Source organism: Agrococcus sp. DT81.2, from assembly GCF_049844935.1.
Lineage (GTDB): Bacteria > Actinomycetota > Actinomycetes > Actinomycetales > Microbacteriaceae > Agrococcus.
Genome location: NZ_JBNCLZ010000003.1, coordinates 211337 through 228813, shown reverse-complemented (window position 1 = coordinate 228813; position 17477 = coordinate 211337). Strand labels below are relative to the sequence as shown.

The 17477-nt window shown below is 71.2% G+C and carries 16 protein-coding genes and 1 pseudogene; 4 read left to right on the top strand and 13 right to left on the bottom strand.

What is annotated here, in order from left to right; translation table 11 throughout:
- Positions 1 to 73: 73 nt before the first annotated feature.
- From ACLQ21_RS07495 to ACLQ21_RS07465, 7 genes are all read right to left on the bottom strand, one after another.
- Positions 74 to 1621 (bottom strand): alpha/beta hydrolase, encoded by a 1548-nt coding sequence (locus tag ACLQ21_RS07495; protein ID WP_425662626.1) that lies wholly within the window; start codon positions 1619 to 1621, stop codon positions 74 to 76.
- A 64-nt stretch (positions 1622 to 1685) separates the two neighbouring features.
- Entirely contained in the window at positions 1686 to 2888 is a 1203-nt protein-coding gene (locus ACLQ21_RS07490) for a DNA polymerase III subunit delta' (RefSeq protein ID WP_425662625.1), read from the bottom strand.
- 7 nt (positions 2889 to 2895) lie between these two features.
- Positions 2896 to 3528 (bottom strand): dTMP kinase, encoded by a 633-nt coding sequence (tmk, locus tag ACLQ21_RS07485; protein ID WP_425662624.1) that lies wholly within the window; start codon positions 3526 to 3528, stop codon positions 2896 to 2898.
- A complete protein-coding gene (gene topA / locus ACLQ21_RS07480; protein ID WP_425662904.1) occupies positions 3525 to 6266 on the bottom strand; it encodes a type I DNA topoisomerase in 2742 nt (913 codons plus the stop codon). Before topA ends, tmk begins: the two co-directional genes overlap by 4 nt.
- A gap of 73 nt (positions 6267 to 6339) precedes the next feature.
- The gene (locus tag ACLQ21_RS07475; protein WP_425662903.1) at positions 6340 to 6711 is read right to left on the bottom strand and encodes a helicase; all 372 of its coding nucleotides are present in this window, start codon (positions 6709 to 6711) and stop codon (positions 6340 to 6342) included.
- The gene (locus ACLQ21_RS07470) at positions 6711 to 7043 is read right to left on the bottom strand and encodes a TadE family type IV pilus minor pilin (protein WP_425662623.1); all 333 of its coding nucleotides are present in this window, start codon (positions 7041 to 7043) and stop codon (positions 6711 to 6713) included. The genes ACLQ21_RS07475 and ACLQ21_RS07470 overlap by 1 nt, the downstream gene beginning before the upstream one ends.
- The gene (locus ACLQ21_RS07465; protein ID WP_425662622.1) at positions 7024 to 7197 is read right to left on the bottom strand and encodes a DUF4244 domain-containing protein; all 174 of its coding nucleotides are present in this window, start codon (positions 7195 to 7197) and stop codon (positions 7024 to 7026) included. Before ACLQ21_RS07465 ends, ACLQ21_RS07470 begins: the two co-directional genes overlap by 20 nt.
- A gap of 266 nt (positions 7198 to 7463) precedes the next feature.
- Between ACLQ21_RS07465 and ACLQ21_RS07460 the strand changes: the two are divergent.
- Positions 7464 to 8588, top strand: a pseudogene (locus ACLQ21_RS07460) (MFS transporter); the annotation flags it as partial.
- Positions 8589 to 8600: 12 nt separating this feature from the next.
- Here ACLQ21_RS07460 and ACLQ21_RS07455 read toward each other — a convergent pair.
- A complete protein-coding gene (locus ACLQ21_RS07455) occupies positions 8601 to 9518 on the bottom strand; it encodes a LysR substrate-binding domain-containing protein (RefSeq protein WP_425662621.1) in 918 nt (305 codons plus the stop codon).
- Positions 9519 to 9592: 74 nt separating this feature from the next.
- Between ACLQ21_RS07455 and ACLQ21_RS07450 the strand changes: the two genes are divergently transcribed.
- The 3 genes from ACLQ21_RS07450 to ACLQ21_RS07440 all read left to right on the top strand — a co-directional run bounded on the left by ACLQ21_RS07450 (position 9593) and on the right by ACLQ21_RS07440 (position 12409).
- Positions 9593 to 10537, top strand: a complete 945-nt coding sequence (locus tag ACLQ21_RS07450) for a pseudouridine-5'-phosphate glycosidase (RefSeq protein WP_425662620.1) — start codon at positions 9593 to 9595, stop codon at positions 10535 to 10537.
- A gap of 201 nt (positions 10538 to 10738) precedes the next feature.
- Positions 10739 to 11578: a BtpA/SgcQ family protein gene (locus ACLQ21_RS07445; RefSeq protein ID WP_425662619.1), complete on the top strand. Its 840-nt coding sequence runs from the start codon at positions 10739 to 10741 to the stop codon at positions 11576 to 11578.
- 105 nt (positions 11579 to 11683) lie between these two features.
- The gene (locus ACLQ21_RS07440) at positions 11684 to 12409 is read left to right on the top strand and encodes a GntR family transcriptional regulator (RefSeq protein ID WP_425662618.1); all 726 of its coding nucleotides are present in this window, start codon (positions 11684 to 11686) and stop codon (positions 12407 to 12409) included.
- 81 nt (positions 12410 to 12490) lie between these two features.
- Here the strand turns inward: ACLQ21_RS07440 and ACLQ21_RS07435 are convergent, their stop codons facing one another.
- The 5 genes from ACLQ21_RS07435 to otnK form a co-directional block, all read right to left on the bottom strand.
- The gene (locus ACLQ21_RS07435) at positions 12491 to 13816 is read right to left on the bottom strand and encodes an MFS transporter (RefSeq protein WP_425662617.1); all 1326 of its coding nucleotides are present in this window, start codon (positions 13814 to 13816) and stop codon (positions 12491 to 12493) included.
- Between the two features lie 96 nt (positions 13817 to 13912).
- Entirely contained in the window at positions 13913 to 14899 is a 987-nt protein-coding gene (locus ACLQ21_RS07430) for a nucleoside hydrolase (RefSeq protein ID WP_425662616.1), read from the bottom strand.
- Positions 14900 to 14904: 5 nt separating this feature from the next.
- Entirely contained in the window at positions 14905 to 15615 is a 711-nt protein-coding gene (locus tag ACLQ21_RS07425) for a substrate-binding domain-containing protein (RefSeq protein ID WP_425662615.1), read from the bottom strand.
- Positions 15612 to 16262 carry a class II aldolase/adducin family protein gene (locus tag ACLQ21_RS07420; RefSeq protein ID WP_425662614.1) on the bottom strand — a complete coding sequence of 217 codons (651 nt, stop codon included), beginning with the start codon at positions 16260 to 16262 and terminating at the stop codon, positions 15612 to 15614. Before ACLQ21_RS07420 ends, ACLQ21_RS07425 begins: the two co-directional genes overlap by 4 nt.
- Positions 16259 to 17476, bottom strand: a complete 1218-nt coding sequence (otnK, locus tag ACLQ21_RS07415) for a 3-oxo-tetronate kinase (protein ID WP_425662613.1) — start codon at positions 17474 to 17476, stop codon at positions 16259 to 16261. The genes ACLQ21_RS07420 and otnK overlap by 4 nt, the downstream gene beginning before the upstream one ends.
- Position 17477: the final 1 nt, after the last annotated feature.

Sequence of the window (17477 nt, the reverse complement as noted above, 5' to 3'; positions counted from 1 at the left end):
GTGCCGAGGCACGATCAACGATCATAGCGCATCCCACCCGCGCACGACGACTCGCGTGGGCGTCCGACCGCACTCAGCAGTCGACCTGCCCGGTCGGCGCAGTGCCGGTCAGGAAGTACTCGTTCACGGGTCGGTCCACGCACTCGTTGCCGGTGAAGTACTGGCCGTGGCCCTCCGCATCCACCGAGATCAGCACGCCCGACTCGAGCATCGCGGCGAGGTCGACCGCCTGCTGGTAGGGCGTCGCGGGATCGTTGATGCCGCCGATCACGATGATCGGGTCGGCGCCCGGCGCGGTGATCGCGTGCGGCTCGCGAGTCGCCTCGAACGGCCAGCCCGCGCAGCTGCCGAGGCCGACGAAGTCGGGACCGAGCGTGGGAGCGGCCGCCATGATCTGCTCGGCGTTCGCGCGCACCTCGTCGAAGCCGGTCACCGCCGGGTAGTCGAGGCAGTTGACGGCGATCAGCGTCTCGAGGGAGTTGTCGGCGAACGTGCCGTCGGGGTTGACGCCGTAGTACTCGTCGGCCTCGGCGAACGCCGTCTCGCCGCGGCCCGCCGCCACATCCGCGAGCACCTCGCGCAGCGTCGACCACTGGACCTCGGCGTAGAGGTTCGCCGCGATCGCGGTGAAGAGCGCGCTCGATCCGAGCCTGCGGCCGTCGGCCACCGGGATGGGGCTGGCGTCGACCCGGTCGAGCAGCTCGCGCGTCTGCTGCAGCGCATCCGCCTGCGTGCCCGAGAACGGGCATCCCTCCTGCTGGAGGCAGTCGGCGACGAAGTTGCCGTACGCGAGCTCGAAGCCCGCCGCCTGGTAGAGCGTGCCCTCGAAGTCCGTCGAGTCGGGCGCGACAGCGGCATCGAGCACGAACCGGCCGACGTTCTCGGGGAACAGGTCGGCGTACGTCGCTCCGATGAGCGTGCCGTACGAGACCCCGAGGTAGTTGAGCTTCGGCTCGCCCAGCAGCGCCCGCACCAGATCGAGATCGCTCGCGACCTGCTCGGTGCCGATGTGCTCGAGCATCGGGCCCGTGTGCTCGAGGCACGACGCCCCGAGCGACTGGGCGTCCTCGAGCTGGCGCTGCAGGTCCTCGTCGCTGAGGGGCTCGGGCTGCGGCCCCTCCGGGATCTGCCACAGCCAGTCGTAGAGCTCGCGCGGATCGTCGTAGCAGGAGATGGGCGTGGAGGCACCGACGCCGCGGGGGTCGAACCCGACGAGGTCGTAGTGCTCGCGCACCTCTGGACGCAGCAGGTAGTCGGCGTACTGCTGCACGTACTCGACCCCGGATGCGCCGGGCCCGCCAGGGTTGTAGAGGATCGCCCCGCGGCGCTCACCGGTCGCCGGCGCGATGGTGACGGCGAGATCGATCGACTCTGGGCCGACGGCGAACCAGTCCATCGGCGCGCGCACGGTGCCGCACCATTGGTCGCCGCAGTGCTGCCAGTCGACGTCCTGCTCGAAGTAGCCCTCGAGCCCGGGCGCCACGTCCTCCCCTGTCGGCAGCCAGGTCGGCGCTTGGGCGAGCGCGGGCGGCGGGGACGGCAGGACGACGCACCCGCTGAGCGCGATCGCCGTCGCGGCGACGGCTGCCAGGGCTGCGAGGCGGCGGCGGGTGCGGGGCATGCCGCCAACGGTACGCGTCGCGGCTATGACGAAGCACCGACGACGAGGGTGCCTCGAGGCAGGGTCAGCGGCGCTGCGCCGCGCGGGCCGCCCGCACGAGCATCGCCTCGAGCGCGAGCACCGGCGGCACGTTCGCCTCGATGCGCTCGCGCGCGACGCGGATGCTGTCGAGCACGTCGATCACGGCGGCGCGCTGCAGGTAGTCCGCGGCAGCGAGCACCGTCGGACGCATCGCCTCGTTGACGAGCTCGCGACCGACGCCGAGCTGCGTCATGAGGATGTCGCGGTAGAGCGAGAGCAGGTCGACGAGGATGCGGTCGACGCCGTCGCGCATGCCGCGCTTCGCGCGCTGCTTCTGCGCGTCCTCGAGCTCCTTCAGCTGACGGCGGAGCGCCGGCGGCACGGTGCCGCCCGGCTCGATCCCCAGCTGGTGCAGCGCCTGCGCACGCTCCGCCTCGTCCTTCTCGGCGGAGAGCGCATCGGCGTCGGCCGTGGCGATCTCGACGTAGCGGGCGGCGGCGAGCACCGCGGACGCCGCGGTCGACACCCGCATGGCGATCTGCAGCGTCTCGGCCCTGCGCGCGCGGGCCTCGTCGCTCGTCGCGAGCCTGCGCGCCATGCCGATGTGGCTCTGCGCCTCGCGCGCCGCGCGCTCCGCGACCTCCGGCGAGACGCCGTCACGCTCGACGAGCAGCTGCGCCACCTCGCGCGGGTCGGGCACCTGCAGGGTCAGCGTGCGGACTCGCGAGCGGATGGTCGGCAGCAGGTCGGCCTCGCTCGGCGCGCACAGGATCCACACCGTCTCGGGCGGCGGCTCCTCCAGAGCCTTCAGCAGCGCGTTCGACGTGCGCTCCGCCATCCGGTCGGCGTCCTCGACGACGATCACCCGGTAGCGGGCGCTCGACGGCGCGAGCGACGCGCGCTGCACGACCGAGCGGGCCTGCGCGATCGTGATGAGCACGCCCTCGGTCGAGAGCGTCACGAGGTCGGGGTGGGTGCGGGCCTCGACCAGGGTCGCCACGCGCTCATCGATGCCCGACGGCGGCGACAGCAGCGCGGCCGCGAAGGCATAGGCGAGGTTGGAGCGGCCCGACCCCGGCGGGCCGGTCAGCAGCCACGCGTGCGTCATCGCACCGGAGCGGTCGCCTTCGTCGTCGGATCCCGGGTCCACGGCCGCGGCGCGCTGCAGCTGGGCGACGGCGTCGGCCTGCCCGACGATCGCATCCCACCCGGTCGCCATCCGCATCCCCTCGTCCGTGGCCGTCATCGGCCGATCAGCGGTCAGCGTCGAGCATCGCACGCACGTGCGACACGACGCGCTCGTGCACCTCGTCGGGGGTGCCGGATGCGTCGACCACGGCGAAGCGGTCGGGCTCGGCCGCCGCGAGCTCGAGGTACGCCGCGCGCACGCGCTCGGCGAACGCCTCCCCCGCCTCCTCGAGCCGGTCGTACGGTGCGTCCTCGCGGGCCGCCATCCGCGCGCGGCCGGCGGTCGGGTCGAGGTCGAGCAGGATCGTCAGGTCGGGCAGCAGGCCGTCGGCGGCCCAGAGCGACAGGTCGCGGATCTGCGCGCCGTCGAGCTCGCGGCCCGCGCCCTGGTACGCGACGGAGGAGTCGAGGTAGCGGTCCTGCAGCACGACCTCGCCGCGCTCCAGCGCCGGGCGCACGAGGGTGGCGACGTGGTGGGCTCGGTCGGCCGCGTAGAGCAGCGCCTCGGCTCGCGGGGCGACGTGGCCCTCCGTGTGCTGCACCAGCCTGCGGATCTCGACGCCGAGCGCGGTGCCCCCGGGCTCGCGCGTGCGCACGACGGTGCGACCGCGGCCCTCGAGCCACGCCTGCAGCAGCTGCGCCTGCGTCGACTTGCCGGAGCCGTCGCCGCCCTCGAGCGTGATGAACGCGCCGGTCACGACGCGTCGGCGCTCGACGCCGGCTTCACCTTCGCTGCCGGCTTCTTGGCCGCCGGCTTCTTGGCGGCCGTCGTCTTCGCGGCCGGCTTCTTCGCTGCCGGCTTCTTCGCGGCCGCCTTGCGCACGGGCTTCTTGGCCGGGCCCTTCTCGCGCTTGAGCTGCAGCAGCTCGATGGCGCGCTCGAACGTGATCCCCTCGACGTCCTCGCCGCGCGGGATGGTCGCGTTCGTCTCGCCGTCGGTGACGTACGGCCCGAAGCGGCCGTCGCGCACCTTCACGGGCTTGCCCGACACGGGGTCGGCGTCGAACTCCTTCAGCGCGCTCGCGGCCTTGCGCGCGCCGTACTTCGGCTGCGCGAACCGCTCGACCGCCTGCTCGAGCGTGATCGAGAAGATCTGATCCTCCTCCTCGAGCGAGCGGGTGTCCGTGCCCTTCGAGAGGAACGGCCCGTAGCGGCCGGGCCGCGCGGTGATCTCGACGCCCGACTCGGGGTCGACGCCCACGACGCGCGGCAGGCTCAGCAGCTTGAGGGCGGTCTCGAGGTCGACCGACTCGGGCTCCATGGTCTTGAAGAGGGATGCGCGGCGCGGCTTGGGCGCGGCCTTCCCCTTCTTGGGGGCGACCGGCTTGCCCTCGTCGTCGAGCTCGACCGGCAGCGACTCCTCGATGTACGGGCCGAAGCGGCCGTTCTTCACGACCACGTCGAGGCCCGTCTCCGGGTGCTGGCCGAGCACGCGGTCCTGCACCGGCTCGGCCGAGAACAGCTCCGCAGCCTTCTCTGGCGTGAGCTGGTCGGGCGTGAGGTCCTCGGGGATGTTGGCCCGCTTGACCTCGCCGTCGGCGCCCGTGCCCTCGAGGTAGGGACCGTACTGGCCGACCCGGAGGGTGACGCCCTCTGCGACGGGGATCGAGTTGACGGCGCGCGCGTCGATGTCGCCGAGGTTGGCGACGGTGCTCTGCAGGCCGGGCCGCTCCCCGCTGCCGAAGTAGAAGCGCTGCAGCCACTCCTGGCGGTCGAGCTCGCCGTCGGCGATGCGGTCGAGGTCGGCGAGCATCTCGGCGGTGAAGTCGTAGTCGACGTAGTCGCCGAGGTTGTCCTCGAGCAGCTTGATGGTCGAGAACGCGATCCAGTTCGGCACGAGCGCGCCGCCGCGCTGCGTGACGAAGCCGCGGCGCACGATGGTGTCGATGATCGACGCGTACGTCGAGGGGCGGCCGATCTCGAGCTCCTCGAGCGCCTTCACGAGGCTCGCCTCCGTGTAGCGCGGGGGCGGCGTGGTGGCGTGCTCCTTGCGCTCGAGCTCCGCGAGGCCGAGCGGGTCGCCCTGCTTGACGTCGGGCAGCGTGGCCTCGCCCTGCGAGTCGGCCGCCTCGTCGGCGTACCTGGCAGCATCCGACGACTCCTCGTACGCCTGCAGGAAGCCCGGCTCGGTGATGACGGTGCCGGAGGCGGTGAACTCGGCGATGCCGCGGCTGGTCTTGCCGGAGGCGATCGTGATGGTCGCCGTCTGCCCGGTCGCGTCGATCATCTGGCTCGCGACCGTGCGCTTCCAGATCAGCTCGTACAGGCGCTGCTCGTTGGGCGTGAGCGAGCCCTTCACCTCGCGCGGCGTGCGGAACGCCTCGCCGGAGGGGCGGATCGCCTCGTGGGCCTCCTGCGCCGACTTCGACTTGCCCGCGTAGTGCCGCGCCGCGGCAGGGATCGAGCCGGGACCGTAGAGGCTCGTCGCCTGCGCTCGAGCCGCCGCGATGGCCTGCGCCGACAGCGACGGCGAGTCGGTGCGCATATAGGTGATGTAGCCCTGCTCGTAGAGCGACTGGGCGACCGACATCGTCTGCTTCGCGGAGAGCTTGAGCTTGCGGCCCGCCTCCTGCTGCAGCGTCGAGGTCGTGAAGGGCGCCGACGGGCGGCGGCGGTACGGCTTCGACTCGACGCCGGAGACCGCGAAGTCGCCGCGCTCGAGCTCGGTCGCGAGCGCCTCGGCGCCCTCGGCGTCGAGCACGGTGCGCACGCCCTTGATCTGGCCGCGGTCGTCGAAGTCCGAGCCGGTGGCGACGCGGGCGCCGTCGAGCCGCACGAGGCGCGCGCCGAAGCGGGCACCGGCGGCCTCGAACTGCGCGCTCAGGCTCCAGTAGCCGGCCGAGACGAACGCCATGCGCTCGCGCTCGCGGTCGACGATGAGGCGCGCGGTCGGCGACTGCACGCGGCCGGCCGACAGGCCCTGCCGCACCTTGCGCCACAGCACCGGGCTGACCTCGTAGCCGTACAGGCGGTCGAGGATGCGGCGGGTCTCCTGCGCGTCGACGAGCGGCATGTTGAGCTCGCGCATCGAGTCCTTGGCCTGCTCGATCGCGTCCTCGGTGATCTCGTGGAACACCATCCGCTTCACGGGCACCTTGGGCTTGAGCACCTCGAGCAGGTGCCACGCGATGGCCTCGCCCTCGCGGTCCTCATCCGTCGCGAGAATGAGCTCGTCGGCGTCCTTGAGCGCGCGCTTGAGCTCGGCGACCGTCTTCTTCTTCTCGTCGCTGACGACGTAGTACGGCGCGAACCCGTTGTCGACGTCGACGGCGAACTTGCCGTACGACCCCTTCTTCAGCTCGGCGGGCAGGTCGCGCGGGCTCACGAGGTCGCGGATGTGGCCGACGGAGGCCAGCACCTGGTATCCCTCGCCGAGGTACCGCTCGATCGTCTTGCCCTTCGCCGGGGACTCGACGATGACGAGCTTCTTGCCCATGCTCACGCTCACTGCTTCTTCTTCGGGGGTTGTCGGCCCGACCGGGCCATGCCTCGCCACAATACACACGGTGTCATGGTGCGCTCACTGCGGGCGGGCCCGCGATGGCGGCGGCGGATGCGGTGAGCGGGCCGACCGCGACGGCGGTCGTCACGCGGGCGTCGAGGCCGTCGACGAGGCAGGAGTCGAGCCTCGCCCCGCTCGCCGCAGCGACCGCCTGGGCGAGCCCGCACGGGCTGCCGTCGGCGTAGCCGGCCACCGCGTCGGCGGCCGCGAGCGCGGCCGCATCCGCCGCCGCGGCCGCCCGTGCCTGCGCGATCGAGGCGGTGCCGGCGCCGACGACGAGCATGCCGAGCAGGAGGGCCCCGGTGGCGCTCGCGAGCGCGAGCGCGGCGCCCGCGCCGAGCTCGTCGAGCAGGCCAGCAGGGCCGTGTCGAGACCACATCACCGCCCACCCGCATGCGCGCAGCTGCGCGCCGTGAGCGTCAGCGCACCGCCGAGCGCCTGCCTCGACAGCGTCGCGCACACGAGCTCTCCCTGCCGCTCGAGCTGGAGGCGCGCGCCGTCGGCGTAGCGCGCCGCGTCGTCGCCGCGGCCGGCCGCGCGTGCGGCGGCGCCAGCGGACTGCTCGAGCCCCACCTGCCCCGCCGCCGCGGCGACCGCCCCGACCGCGATCCCGATCGCCAGCACGGCGGCGGGCAGGGCTGCCGCGAGCTCGGCGGTGACCGCGCCGAGCTCGCCGCGCTGATCGCGCCGGCTACTGCACGGTGAGCGCACGCTCGACCATGTCGGTGAGCATCGCGCGCACCTCCGGTGAGCGCAGGATCACCACCAGCAGCCCCGCGAATCCGACCGCCGCCATCGTGGCGATGACGTACTCGGCGGTCGCCGCGCCGTCCTCCTCGTGCACGAGCCTCTCGAGCATCCGCATGCTCGCCTCCCTTCCTGTCGGGGCGAGCATGCGGCAGGCGATGCCGACGGCGCGCGCGTGCTGCCTGTGCCTGTGGAGGACGACGTCCAGCAGTCGCCGGTGGGCGCCGGCTCGGCAGCGTTTATCTATTGTGATAAGCGATTAATCCGACAATAGAAGCCGGTTGTTGCCTATGAATCCGGCTTAGGCTGGCGAGCGTGACACTCCACCGAGCCAGCGCCCCGATCGGCCATCGCGCCAGTACGACCCTCACCATCACGACGGTCATGGGTCGGCGGTTCCTGCTCATCGCCTTCCTCGCCAGGCTGCCGTTCGCGATGACCGTCGTCGGCACGCTGACGACCCTGGTCGGCTATGGCCATGCCCTCGCCGACGCCGGGCTCGCCTCCGCCGCCGCTGGTCTGGCGACGGCCGTCGCCGCGCCCTTCGTGGGCGGATGGGTCGACAGACGAGGCCAGCGGCGACTGCTCATCGCGCTCTCAGCACTCAATGCCGCTGCGTTGGGCTCGTTCGTCGCCCTCGCCGCATCCGATGCGCCGCTCGCGGTGATCCTCATGGCGTCCGGAGCCATCGGGCTGACCTCACCTCAGGTCGCTCCGATGTCGCGCTCGAGAGTGGTGGCCGGTCTCGAGCGCGGCGGCGCACCGACCGCGTCCGTACCGATGACGGGAGCCATGACTCACGAGTCGGTCGCCGATGAGGCGGCGTTCGTGCTCGGTCCGATCCTGGTCAGCCTGGCTGCGCTGCTGGCGGGATCGTGGGCGCCGCTCGTGGTCGCAGCAGCGCTCAATCTGACGATCGTGATCACCTTCGCGACGCACCGCTCCGTCGTGCTCGCGCTGCGGCGCGATTTGCCGAACAGCGGCGGGCGCGAGCGGCTCTCCCCCACGCTCCTGTGGTTCTTTGCGGGCATGCTCCTGGTCGGGGCAGCGTTCGGCGCGACGCTCACCTCACTCACGGGCTCGATGCAGAGCCGAGGGGTCGAAGACGCGACCGGTCTCCTGTACGGCGTCATGAGCGTCGGCTCCATCGTGTCGGCCCTCATCATGGGCCGATTGCTGCCTCGCTTCGGCGCCGCTGGTCGATGGCTGCTGTTCGGCGGGATCGCCTTCGTGGCCGTCGCACTGCTGCCGAGCCTCGACTCCTTGCCGGCCATCGGCATCGCCCTGTTCGTCGAGGGCTGCGGCATCGGCGTGATGCTCGTCGCGCTGTTCAGCCTGGCCAATGCCGCGTCGCCCGCCACTCGCAAGACCACGGTCATGGCGTCGATGTCGGCGTGCCTCGTCGTCGGCCAGTCGCTCGCGACGGCACTCGTCGGAGCGCTCGTGGATGCGCAGGGCTACGTCATCGGCACGTGGGCGCTCATCGTGACGTGCGGCGTCTCGGTGCTGCTCGCGAGCGCATCACTCGCCTCCGCGCGCGGCCGGGCGCAGCCTTCCGGCCTCGGTGCGGAGGATGTCGAGGAAGCTCGCGACGTGCTCGCGCGGGTCGCGGAGTCGGCGGATGACCTCGAGGGGCAGGGTCGTCGGTCGTGACAGCTCGACGCCCTGCACGCCGGCGGGCAAGAAGGGGACCGTCGACTGCGGGACGAGCGAGAACGCCCGGGCTTCGGCGATGAGGTACAGCCGCGAGCCGACGATGCGCGGGGGGCTCACGAGGACGAGCGGTGTGAGCCCGTCGTCGGCGCACAGCCGCAGCAGCGCGTCGTAGTAGCGGGGTGCGTGCTCGCGCGGCCAGAGCAGCAGCGGCAGATCCTGGAGCTGGGACAGATGCAGCGCGGCCGCTCCGGCGAGCGGATGGGAATCGCTGAGCGCGACGAAGAGCTGCTCCTCGCCGAGGGTCTCGTGGACGTAGCCTTCCGGCGCCTCTAGGAACCTGCCGATGCCGACGTCGGCGCCGCGCGCGGCGACCTCCGCCGAGACCTCTCCGCTCTCGACCGCAACCTCTTCGATGCTGATGGTGGGCATGACGGATTCCGACGCCTTGATCGCGCGCGGCAACAGGAGGTTCACGGCGCTCGGCGACGCGACGATGCGCAGTCGGTTCAAGTACGCGTCGCGGAAGAGCGCTGCTCGGTCAGCGACGGCTGCGGCTGCGCGCAGGAGCTTGCGAGCCTCGACCAGCACCGCCGCTCCGGCCGGAGTCAGCGTCACGGACCGCGTCGACCGCTGCAGGAGGGTGAGGCCGAGCGCGATCTCAAGGCGCCTGACCTCCTGGCTCGCGGTCGCCTGAGAGATGCCGAGGCCCACGGCTGCCCTGCCGAAGTGCAGGGTGTCGGCGACTGCGACGAAGACCTCGGCCTGGCGCAGCGTGAAACCCATGATCGAACGCTATCCCGCGACCGCAGCGGAACCCGCTCCTAGGCTTGGGCTGCAGGAGCCAGAGAGGAATCGACGTGATCACCCGCATCTCCGACGAGGTCGCAGCGGCAATCGCCGCGCGCGCGCCGGTCGTCGCCCTCGAGTCGACGATCTTCACCCATGGGCTGCCGCGGCCCCGCAACCTGCGGGTGGCGATCGAGGCGGAGGCAGCGCTGCGCGCGGACGGCATCACGCCCGCGACCGTCGGCGTCGTGCGCGGCCAGCTCGTGGTCGGCATGTCGGAGGACGAGATCGAACGACTCGCCGAAGGTCGCGAACCGGTCGTCAAGGCCAGCATCCGCGACCTTCCCATCGCCGCCGCGAAGGGTCTCCACGCTGGCACCACGGTCGCCGCGACCGCCTTCGCGGCCCACGCGGCGGGGATCTCGGTGTTCTCCACCGGCGGGCTCGGCGGCGTCCACAGCGGCGCGGAGACGACCTTCGACGAGTCGGCCGACCTCCGCGCGCTCGCGAGCCTCCCGGTGGTGGTCGTGAGCGCCGGCGTGAAGTCCATCCTCGACATCGGCCTGACGCTCGAGCGCCTCGAGAGCCTGAACATCCCGGTCGTCGGCTATCGCACCACCAACTATCCGGGCTTCTTCGTGTCCGACTCGGGCTTCGACATCGAGCACTCCGTCGACACGCCGGAGCAGATCGCCGCCGTCGCGGTCAGCCGCGACGCCCTCGGCATCTCCGCGGCACTGCTCGTCGCGAACCCGTTGCCGGTGGACGAGCAGCTGCAGCCCGATCTGCTGGCGCATGCGCTCACGGATGCGCGACGCGCTGCAGCCGCGGCAGGCATCACCGGCAAGGACACCACGCCGTTCCTGCTCGACTTCGTCCAGCAGGCGACGAAAGGCTTGAGCCTCGAGGTGAATGTCGCCGCGTACCGCAACAACGTCCGACTCGGCGGTGCGATCGCGAGAGCCCTCGCTGACAAGCGCTCGGGACCCGGCGGGAGACCGCTGCTCCACCGGTAGTTCCCGAGCGCGCCTCCAACCGCTTGACATCCGCCCGCTTACGAATATTATTTGAAGTGACGCGAGGAGCGCTGCGCAGTTCGAGCACCTCCTCTCGCCACGCCAGACGCCCTCGGGCCGATGGTGCTCATCACCAGTCCACCGCCGCGGTGGCAGTCAACGACGGCTGTCCAGCCCTGGCCCCCCTGAGGAGAACAACCCATGAGCAACAATTACCGCGCCCGCTTCGACGGCGTCTTCGGCGGCAAGGCACCCGTCCTCGGCATGGTCCACATGCTGGCGCTCCCCGGTGCACCCGGCTTCTCTGGCAAGCTGAACGACGTCATCGATCGCGCTGTGCAGGACGCCACGACGCTCGCCGAGGGCGGAGTCGACGCGCTGCTCGTCGAGAACTTCCACGACTACCCCTTCTACCCGATGACCACCGAGCCCGAGACGGTCGCGGCAGCCGCGGTCGTCGCGCGGGAGGTCGCGCGCCACACGGACGTGCCGCTCGGCATCAACATCCTCCGCAACTCGTGGAAGGCATCCCTCGGCATCGCTGCCGCGGTGGACGCGCAGTTCATCCGCCTGAACATCCTGACCGACGCAGCAGTCACGGATCAGGGCATCATCAACAGCGAGGCGTACGCCGTCGCGCGCTACAAGAAGGCCATCGACGGGGAGCACATCCTGACCCTCGCTGACCTCCTCACGAAGCACGCGATGCCGCTCGTCGACCGGCCGGTGCCGGTCATCGCGGGCGACATGCTCAAGCGGGGCGGCGCGGACGCGATCATCCTCGCGGGTCACGACTCGAGCGAGCCGGCCAGCATCGAGCGCGTCAACCAGATCAAGGACGCGATCGAGGACGCTCCGATCGTGCTCGGCTCGGGCATGACCGCCGAGCATGCCGCGAACTACGGCGCCGTCGCCGACGGCGCGGTGTTCGGCTGGGGCTCGAAGAAGGACCACGACATGGACCTCCCCGTCAGCGGCGAGCTGACTCGCGAGTTCGTCCAGCTGTGGCGCTCCGGCAAGGAGCAGCAGAAGGCGGCCTGAGCACGACCGACGAGAGGGGCCCGCGCGCACAGCGCGGGCCCCTCTCGCGCTGTCCGCCGTGCACCACGCAGTAGGTTCGTTGCAACACCACCGAGGAGAGTCCGAGTGCCCGAGAGCCGCGTGCCGCCGTCGCGACGGCGATCCACCCGCGTCCCGTTGTCGGACCGGGCCTACGAGGCGCTCCTCCTCCGGATGATCGGCGGGGAGCTCTCCCCCGGCGATCGGCTGAACATCGGCGGGCTCTCCCGCGAGCTCGGTCTCTCACCGACGCCGATCCGCGAGGCGCTCGCTCGCCTGGAGCCGACGGGGTTCGTGCGGCGGCATGCCGTGCGCGGCTATGAGGTGTCGCCGCTACTGACGCCCGAGCAGGTCTCCGAGCAGATGGATGCGCGTCAGGTGCTGGAGCCTGCGCTCGCCGCCGCGGCGGTGGCTCATGCGTCGCACGAGTTCCTGGACCGGCTGGCCGAGACCATCGCCACGATGGAGCGTGCGGGCGAGGTCGCGGATCCCGAGTCGCTCAAGGAGAGCTGGGTGGCGGATGACGCGTTCCACACGCTCATCAGCCTGCAGTCCGGCAACCCCTTCACACATCGCGCGTTCACTGCCCTGGGAAGCCAGCTGCAGCGGTTCCGATTGAGCGGTCGAGCGGGTCGCACGCACGCGGTCGAGGCCGCGCAGGAGCACCGGGCGATCCTCCGAGCCATCCAGCGGGGCGACGCGGAGCTCGCGGCCGAGCTCATGAGCGACCACATCGAGCGAGCCCGTCACCGCACGCTCGTCGACGCGCTCGCGATCGAAGAGCCGGTCAGCGGGAGCGTCCGCACCGCCTGAGGGCGACAACCGGTCACGACCCGCTCGCAAGACGACGATGCCGGCCCGCGAGCGCGGGCCGGCATCGTCGTCGCTTCGTCGCTACTTGTCGCCCTTGAAAACGCCGTTCTGACGCTTGGCGAGCAGGTAGAGCACGACGCTGATCGCGCACAGCGTGGCGACGTAGGTCGGGAACGCCCAAGGCAGGCCGTTGCTCTGGAGGAACACGAACAGGTAGGACGCCGTCCCGCCGAACACGGCGACGCCGATGCCGTAGCCGAGCCCGACCGCGGTGCCGCGGCAGTACTGCGGCACCATCAGGTTGGCGACGGTGCTGAAGATCGTCATGTTGAGCAGCAGGATCAGCGAGCCACCGAGCATCACCGTGGCGAGGGCTCCGACGCCGTTGCCCGAGTACAGCAGTACGAGGAAGATCGAAGGGATCGTCAGCAGTCGGCCGATGACGAACCAGCGCGAGAGGTCCCACTTGTCGAGCACTCGGCTGAGCACCCACGCGCCGAGCGTCAGCACGACGCCGACCGACGTCGCCACGCCGAACACGCCGGTGGGGTCTTCGCTGTACGTGCCCGTCGCGAGCGACGGCAGACCCGCGAGCCAGGTGTAGTTGTACGCCTGGATGGCTCCCACGATGAAGATGACCGCGAGGATGCTGAGCCAGTACTTGCGCACACCCTGCCAGACCCCCTGGTTCTCGGTGCTCGCGCCCTGAGCAGCGCCTCCGCGCCGGGATGCCGGCAGAGACTCAGGCAGCGCACGGCGGAGCCAGAGCACGATGAAGCCGAGCAGTCCCCCGATAATGAACGGGATGCGCCAGCCGTAGTCCGCCATCCCCTCCGCGCCGATCAGAGCGGTCGTGATGAACGCCGTCAGGGGCGCCAGCATGTTGCCGAGGTTGTTGAAGATCGCCATAAAGCCGGCGACGAAGCCGGGCCGGCTGGGCACGAGCTCCACCCCGTACGCGGCGCCGAGCGACCCCTCGATTCCTGCGGAGAAGCCCTGCAGGATGCGCATGAGGAGCACGATGATGCCCGCCCAGATCCCGATGGTCTCGTGCGTCGGGAGCACGCCGATCACGAGGCTGCCCGCCGCCATCACGCCGACCGCCCCGATCATGACCGGCTTGCGGCCGACCCGGTCGGCGACGAAGCCGAGCAGCACGCCGCCGATCGGCCGCGCGACGAAGCCGACCGCGAAGACCGCGAGCGAGTTCAGCGTGGACGCGACCGGGTCGGCGCCCGGGAAGAACGCCTGGCCGATGTAGACGGACAGCAGCCCGAACATCGCCCAGTCGTACCACTCCAGCGCGTGACCGGCGCTGAGGGCGAAGAGCAGCCTGGAGTGGCTCCGCTCCTTCACAGTCGCGGCCCCGGCCGGGGTCGCGGGTGCCAAGTCGTCGATCTTGGACATTCGGAGCTCCTTTGCTCTGCTCGTCTCTCCTCGGGAGGAGGGTCGGATCTAAATACTATAGCGAGCGCTATACGATTTTGGAAGCGATAGCGGGAATCAGCGCCACGGCAGCGGTCGCCGCAGCGTGGCGTCGATCAGGTCCATGACGCCGTAGAAGTCCATGTCGACGATGACTCGATGCTGCGGGCGCGTCTCGTTCGGACGAGGGTGGACGCCGGCGAGGAACCTGGCACCGGTCGCGTCGTCCTCGAATGTCTGCAGCGGGCGGCGGACCGAAGCGGCCACGAGCTCGGGGCGCAGGAGCGTCGCCACAGCGAGGCTGTCGTTGATGCCCATCACGCGGGCATCGGCGGGTCGCCCGTACGACCGCGAGTAGAACCCGGCGTAGTCGCGGCTGATCGCCGTGATGAGCTGTGCCGGCGCGGCACCGGTCGACTCCGCGATGTCGATGAAGAATGCCTCGGGGACGAGCGCCTGGCGGGTGACGTAAGGACCGCACCACGTCACATCGCCCTCGTGGCCTGCCACGGCCTCGGCGGCGTCGATGTCGAAGGAGACGTTCGGATCGCGCGAGACCTTGAACCGGCGATCGGCCCACGGTTCGGTGTCGTTCCAGAGCGCGGGACCGAGCGTGCCCACGATCGTCGTGGACCGGAGCTTCTGCAGCAGCTGCGGGTCCGATCGCAGCGCGAGCGCGAGGTTCGTCTGCGGGCCGAGCGCGAGGTAGTCGATCTCGCCCTCGTGCGCGTTGACGAGATCCACGATGATGGGGACGCCGTTGGGCTCCTCGGGGACCGAGACCTCGGGTCGGAGCCCGGTGTTCCCGAACCCGTCGTCCCCATGCACGCCCGAGGAGAGCTGCAGCTCCTGCTCGAGCGGCTCGTCCGCGCCGCGGTAGACGGGCACGTCCTGCCGACCGCACGTGTCGAGCACGAAGCGCGCATTGTCCGCGGCGCGATCGCCGTGGCAGTTGCCGAACACGCTCACCACTGCGAGGATCTCGACCTCGGGATCGGCCGCCAGGATCATCAGCGCCAATGCGTCATCCACACCGGTGTCGGTGTCCACGATCACTTTTCGCATCCTCTTCATCCTTCCATTCGCGGTGTGCCTGCTTGCGCTGCCGGCGCGCTGAGGCCGACGGCCTCGAAGGCGGTCCGTGCGCTTCGACCCGACATGAAGGCCGCGAACGCGTTCGCCGCCTCCGGAGCCGCGGGCCTGACGCCGATCGCGAACCGCGCGTACGACTGCAGCGCGTGCGGGATCGGCTCGACGATGTGTGGACCCCCGACCGACCGCAGCTCGCTCACCTGCTGGATCGCGACCTCGGCGCGGCCGTCGATCAGGGCTTCGGCGGTGAGGCCCTCGGGGAATCGGATCGCGCGCTCGTCGACGCGGTCGAGCAGCGCGCGGCTCCGCAGCATCTCGGCGAAGTGCAGCCCGCTCGCGCCGGACAGCGAGTACGCGACGGCCCTCGCCGCCAGCAGGTAGTCGAGGAACGCCTCAGCGGACCCGTCGATGGGTTCCGCGGTGCCTGGGAGTCGCGCGAAGCCCACCGCCGAGACCGCGATCTCGGACACCGCGCCGTCGTCGAGGATCCCCGCGTCGGCGAGGCCGTGGACCGACGCGGCCACGCCCAGCACCATGTCTGGGCGCTCGCCCGCGTCGATCCGCTCGAGGATGACGGAGGTCGGCGCGAAGGTCGGCTCGACGCTCGTCCCGGTCGCGGCCTCGAACTCGGGGATGAGCGATTCGATGAGCGGCTGCTTGACGACGAGGCCGCTGTAGAGCGTGATCATGTCGGGGTACTGCTTCCGTGGTCGGTGGGCGTGAGGAAGGCGGCCACCTGGTCATCGGTGAGCGGCGCCGTCCGGTGGTCTCGGGTGATGAAGTAGATCTGCGCGGTGTGCTCGAGCTCCTCGAGCGCGTCGAGCGCCGAGTCGAGGTCCGCGCCCGCCACGACCGGGCCGTGGTTGCGCAGCAGGAGGGCGTGGCTCGAGCGAGCCGCCTCCTCGACCGCGGCCGTCGCCGCCGGATCCCCCGGCGCGAAGTAGGGCAGCAGCCGCATCGCACCGACGCGCATGCCGTAGTAGGCGGTCAGTGGGGGCAGCGGCCGCTCGGGATCCAATCCCGCGAGGCACGAGAGCGCGGCGGAATGCAGGGAGTGCGTGTGGACGACGGCGTTCGCGTCGGTCCGCATCCGCAGCACCGCGATGTGGAGGAACGCCTCCTTCGTCGGTCGCGGGCCGTCCAGGTGGCGCCCGTCGGCGTCGAGCACCGACAGCTCGTCGGCGGCGACGTGTTCCAGGCTCACGCCCGTCGGGGTCACGAGGATGTGCGCGCCGTCGCGCACCGCTAGGTTCCCGGTGCGGCCGTGCGTGAGTCCGCGTCGGTGGATCGAGCGTCCGACTCGCTCCACCTGCCGCCGCACGTCCTCGGCCGTCATGACACCGCTCCGCTCTCGGCGACATCGACGAACAGGTCCGGGGTGCCGAAGTTGCCCGACTTGAGGACGAGGTGGAGGTCGAGCGCGGGTTCATGGATCCACGGAGCGCCGACGGCGGCTTCACCACCCACGACCGCGGTCCGCACGCCGAGTGCATCCACGACGGCGCCCGACGTCTCGCCACCGGCGATGACCATGCGGCGCACGCCCCGCTCGACGAGTCCCACCGCGATGCGTGCCGCGGCTTCCTCGTACAGCGCTCCCGCGTCAGGGATGCGGGCGTCGCGCTGCTCCGCGGCGCTCGACGAGTACACGAGTGCAGAGGCTCCGTCGGGCTGGCCGTCCCACCACGCGAGTGCGGTCGCGACGAGATCGGTCGCGCGCTCCCCCGGCTGGGCCACGAGCCGATGACTCGGCTGCCCGCTGTCGTGGAATCGCGCGATCTGCTCGAGCGTGCGTCGCGAGCAGCTCCCGGCGATGATCGCAGTCCGACCCTTCGGCGGATGCTGCGGTGCGGTACCGGATCCGGAGCCGCGGAGCGCGATGGCTCCGATGAGGCCCGCGGAGCCAGCCAGCAGCACCGCATCCTCGACGGCTTCGGCGACCGTCGCGAGGTCCTGCTCGGAGACCGCGTCGATCACGAGGTGCGCGACGCCGGCGCTCTCGGCGGCGGCCATGCCGGAGCGGACGGCAGGCGCTCCATCGCGCACCGTCTCGAGGGGCAGCATGCCGACCTCTCCGCGCACCTGCGGAGCGAGCAGCCTCGGGACGGAGGAGTCCAGCATCGGGGTGATCGGATGCTCCCGCATGTGGGTCTCGTGGAGCAGGTCGTCACCGACGAACAGGTGGCCGCGGTACACGGTGCGGCCGTGCATGGGCGCACCGGGGGTCGTGACGACCAGGCGCACGCCGAGCTCGGCGGCGAGCGCTTCCGTCACGGGACCGATGTTGCCCTCGGCCGTCGAGTCGAAGGTCGAGCAGTACTTCAGGTAGTAGGTGTCCGCTCCCGCCCGCCGCAAGGCCGCGAGCGCCGCCAGGCTCTGCGAGACGGCGTCGGGCATGGCAGCCGATCTCGTCTTCAGCCCGATCACGACGGCGTCGGCGTCGGTCACGCGCTCGCCGATGTCGACGGTCAGCGACAGCAGCGTCCGCAGCCCTGCGCGGCGGAGCGCCGCGGCGACGTCGGTCGCGCCGGTGACGTCGTCAGCGATCACG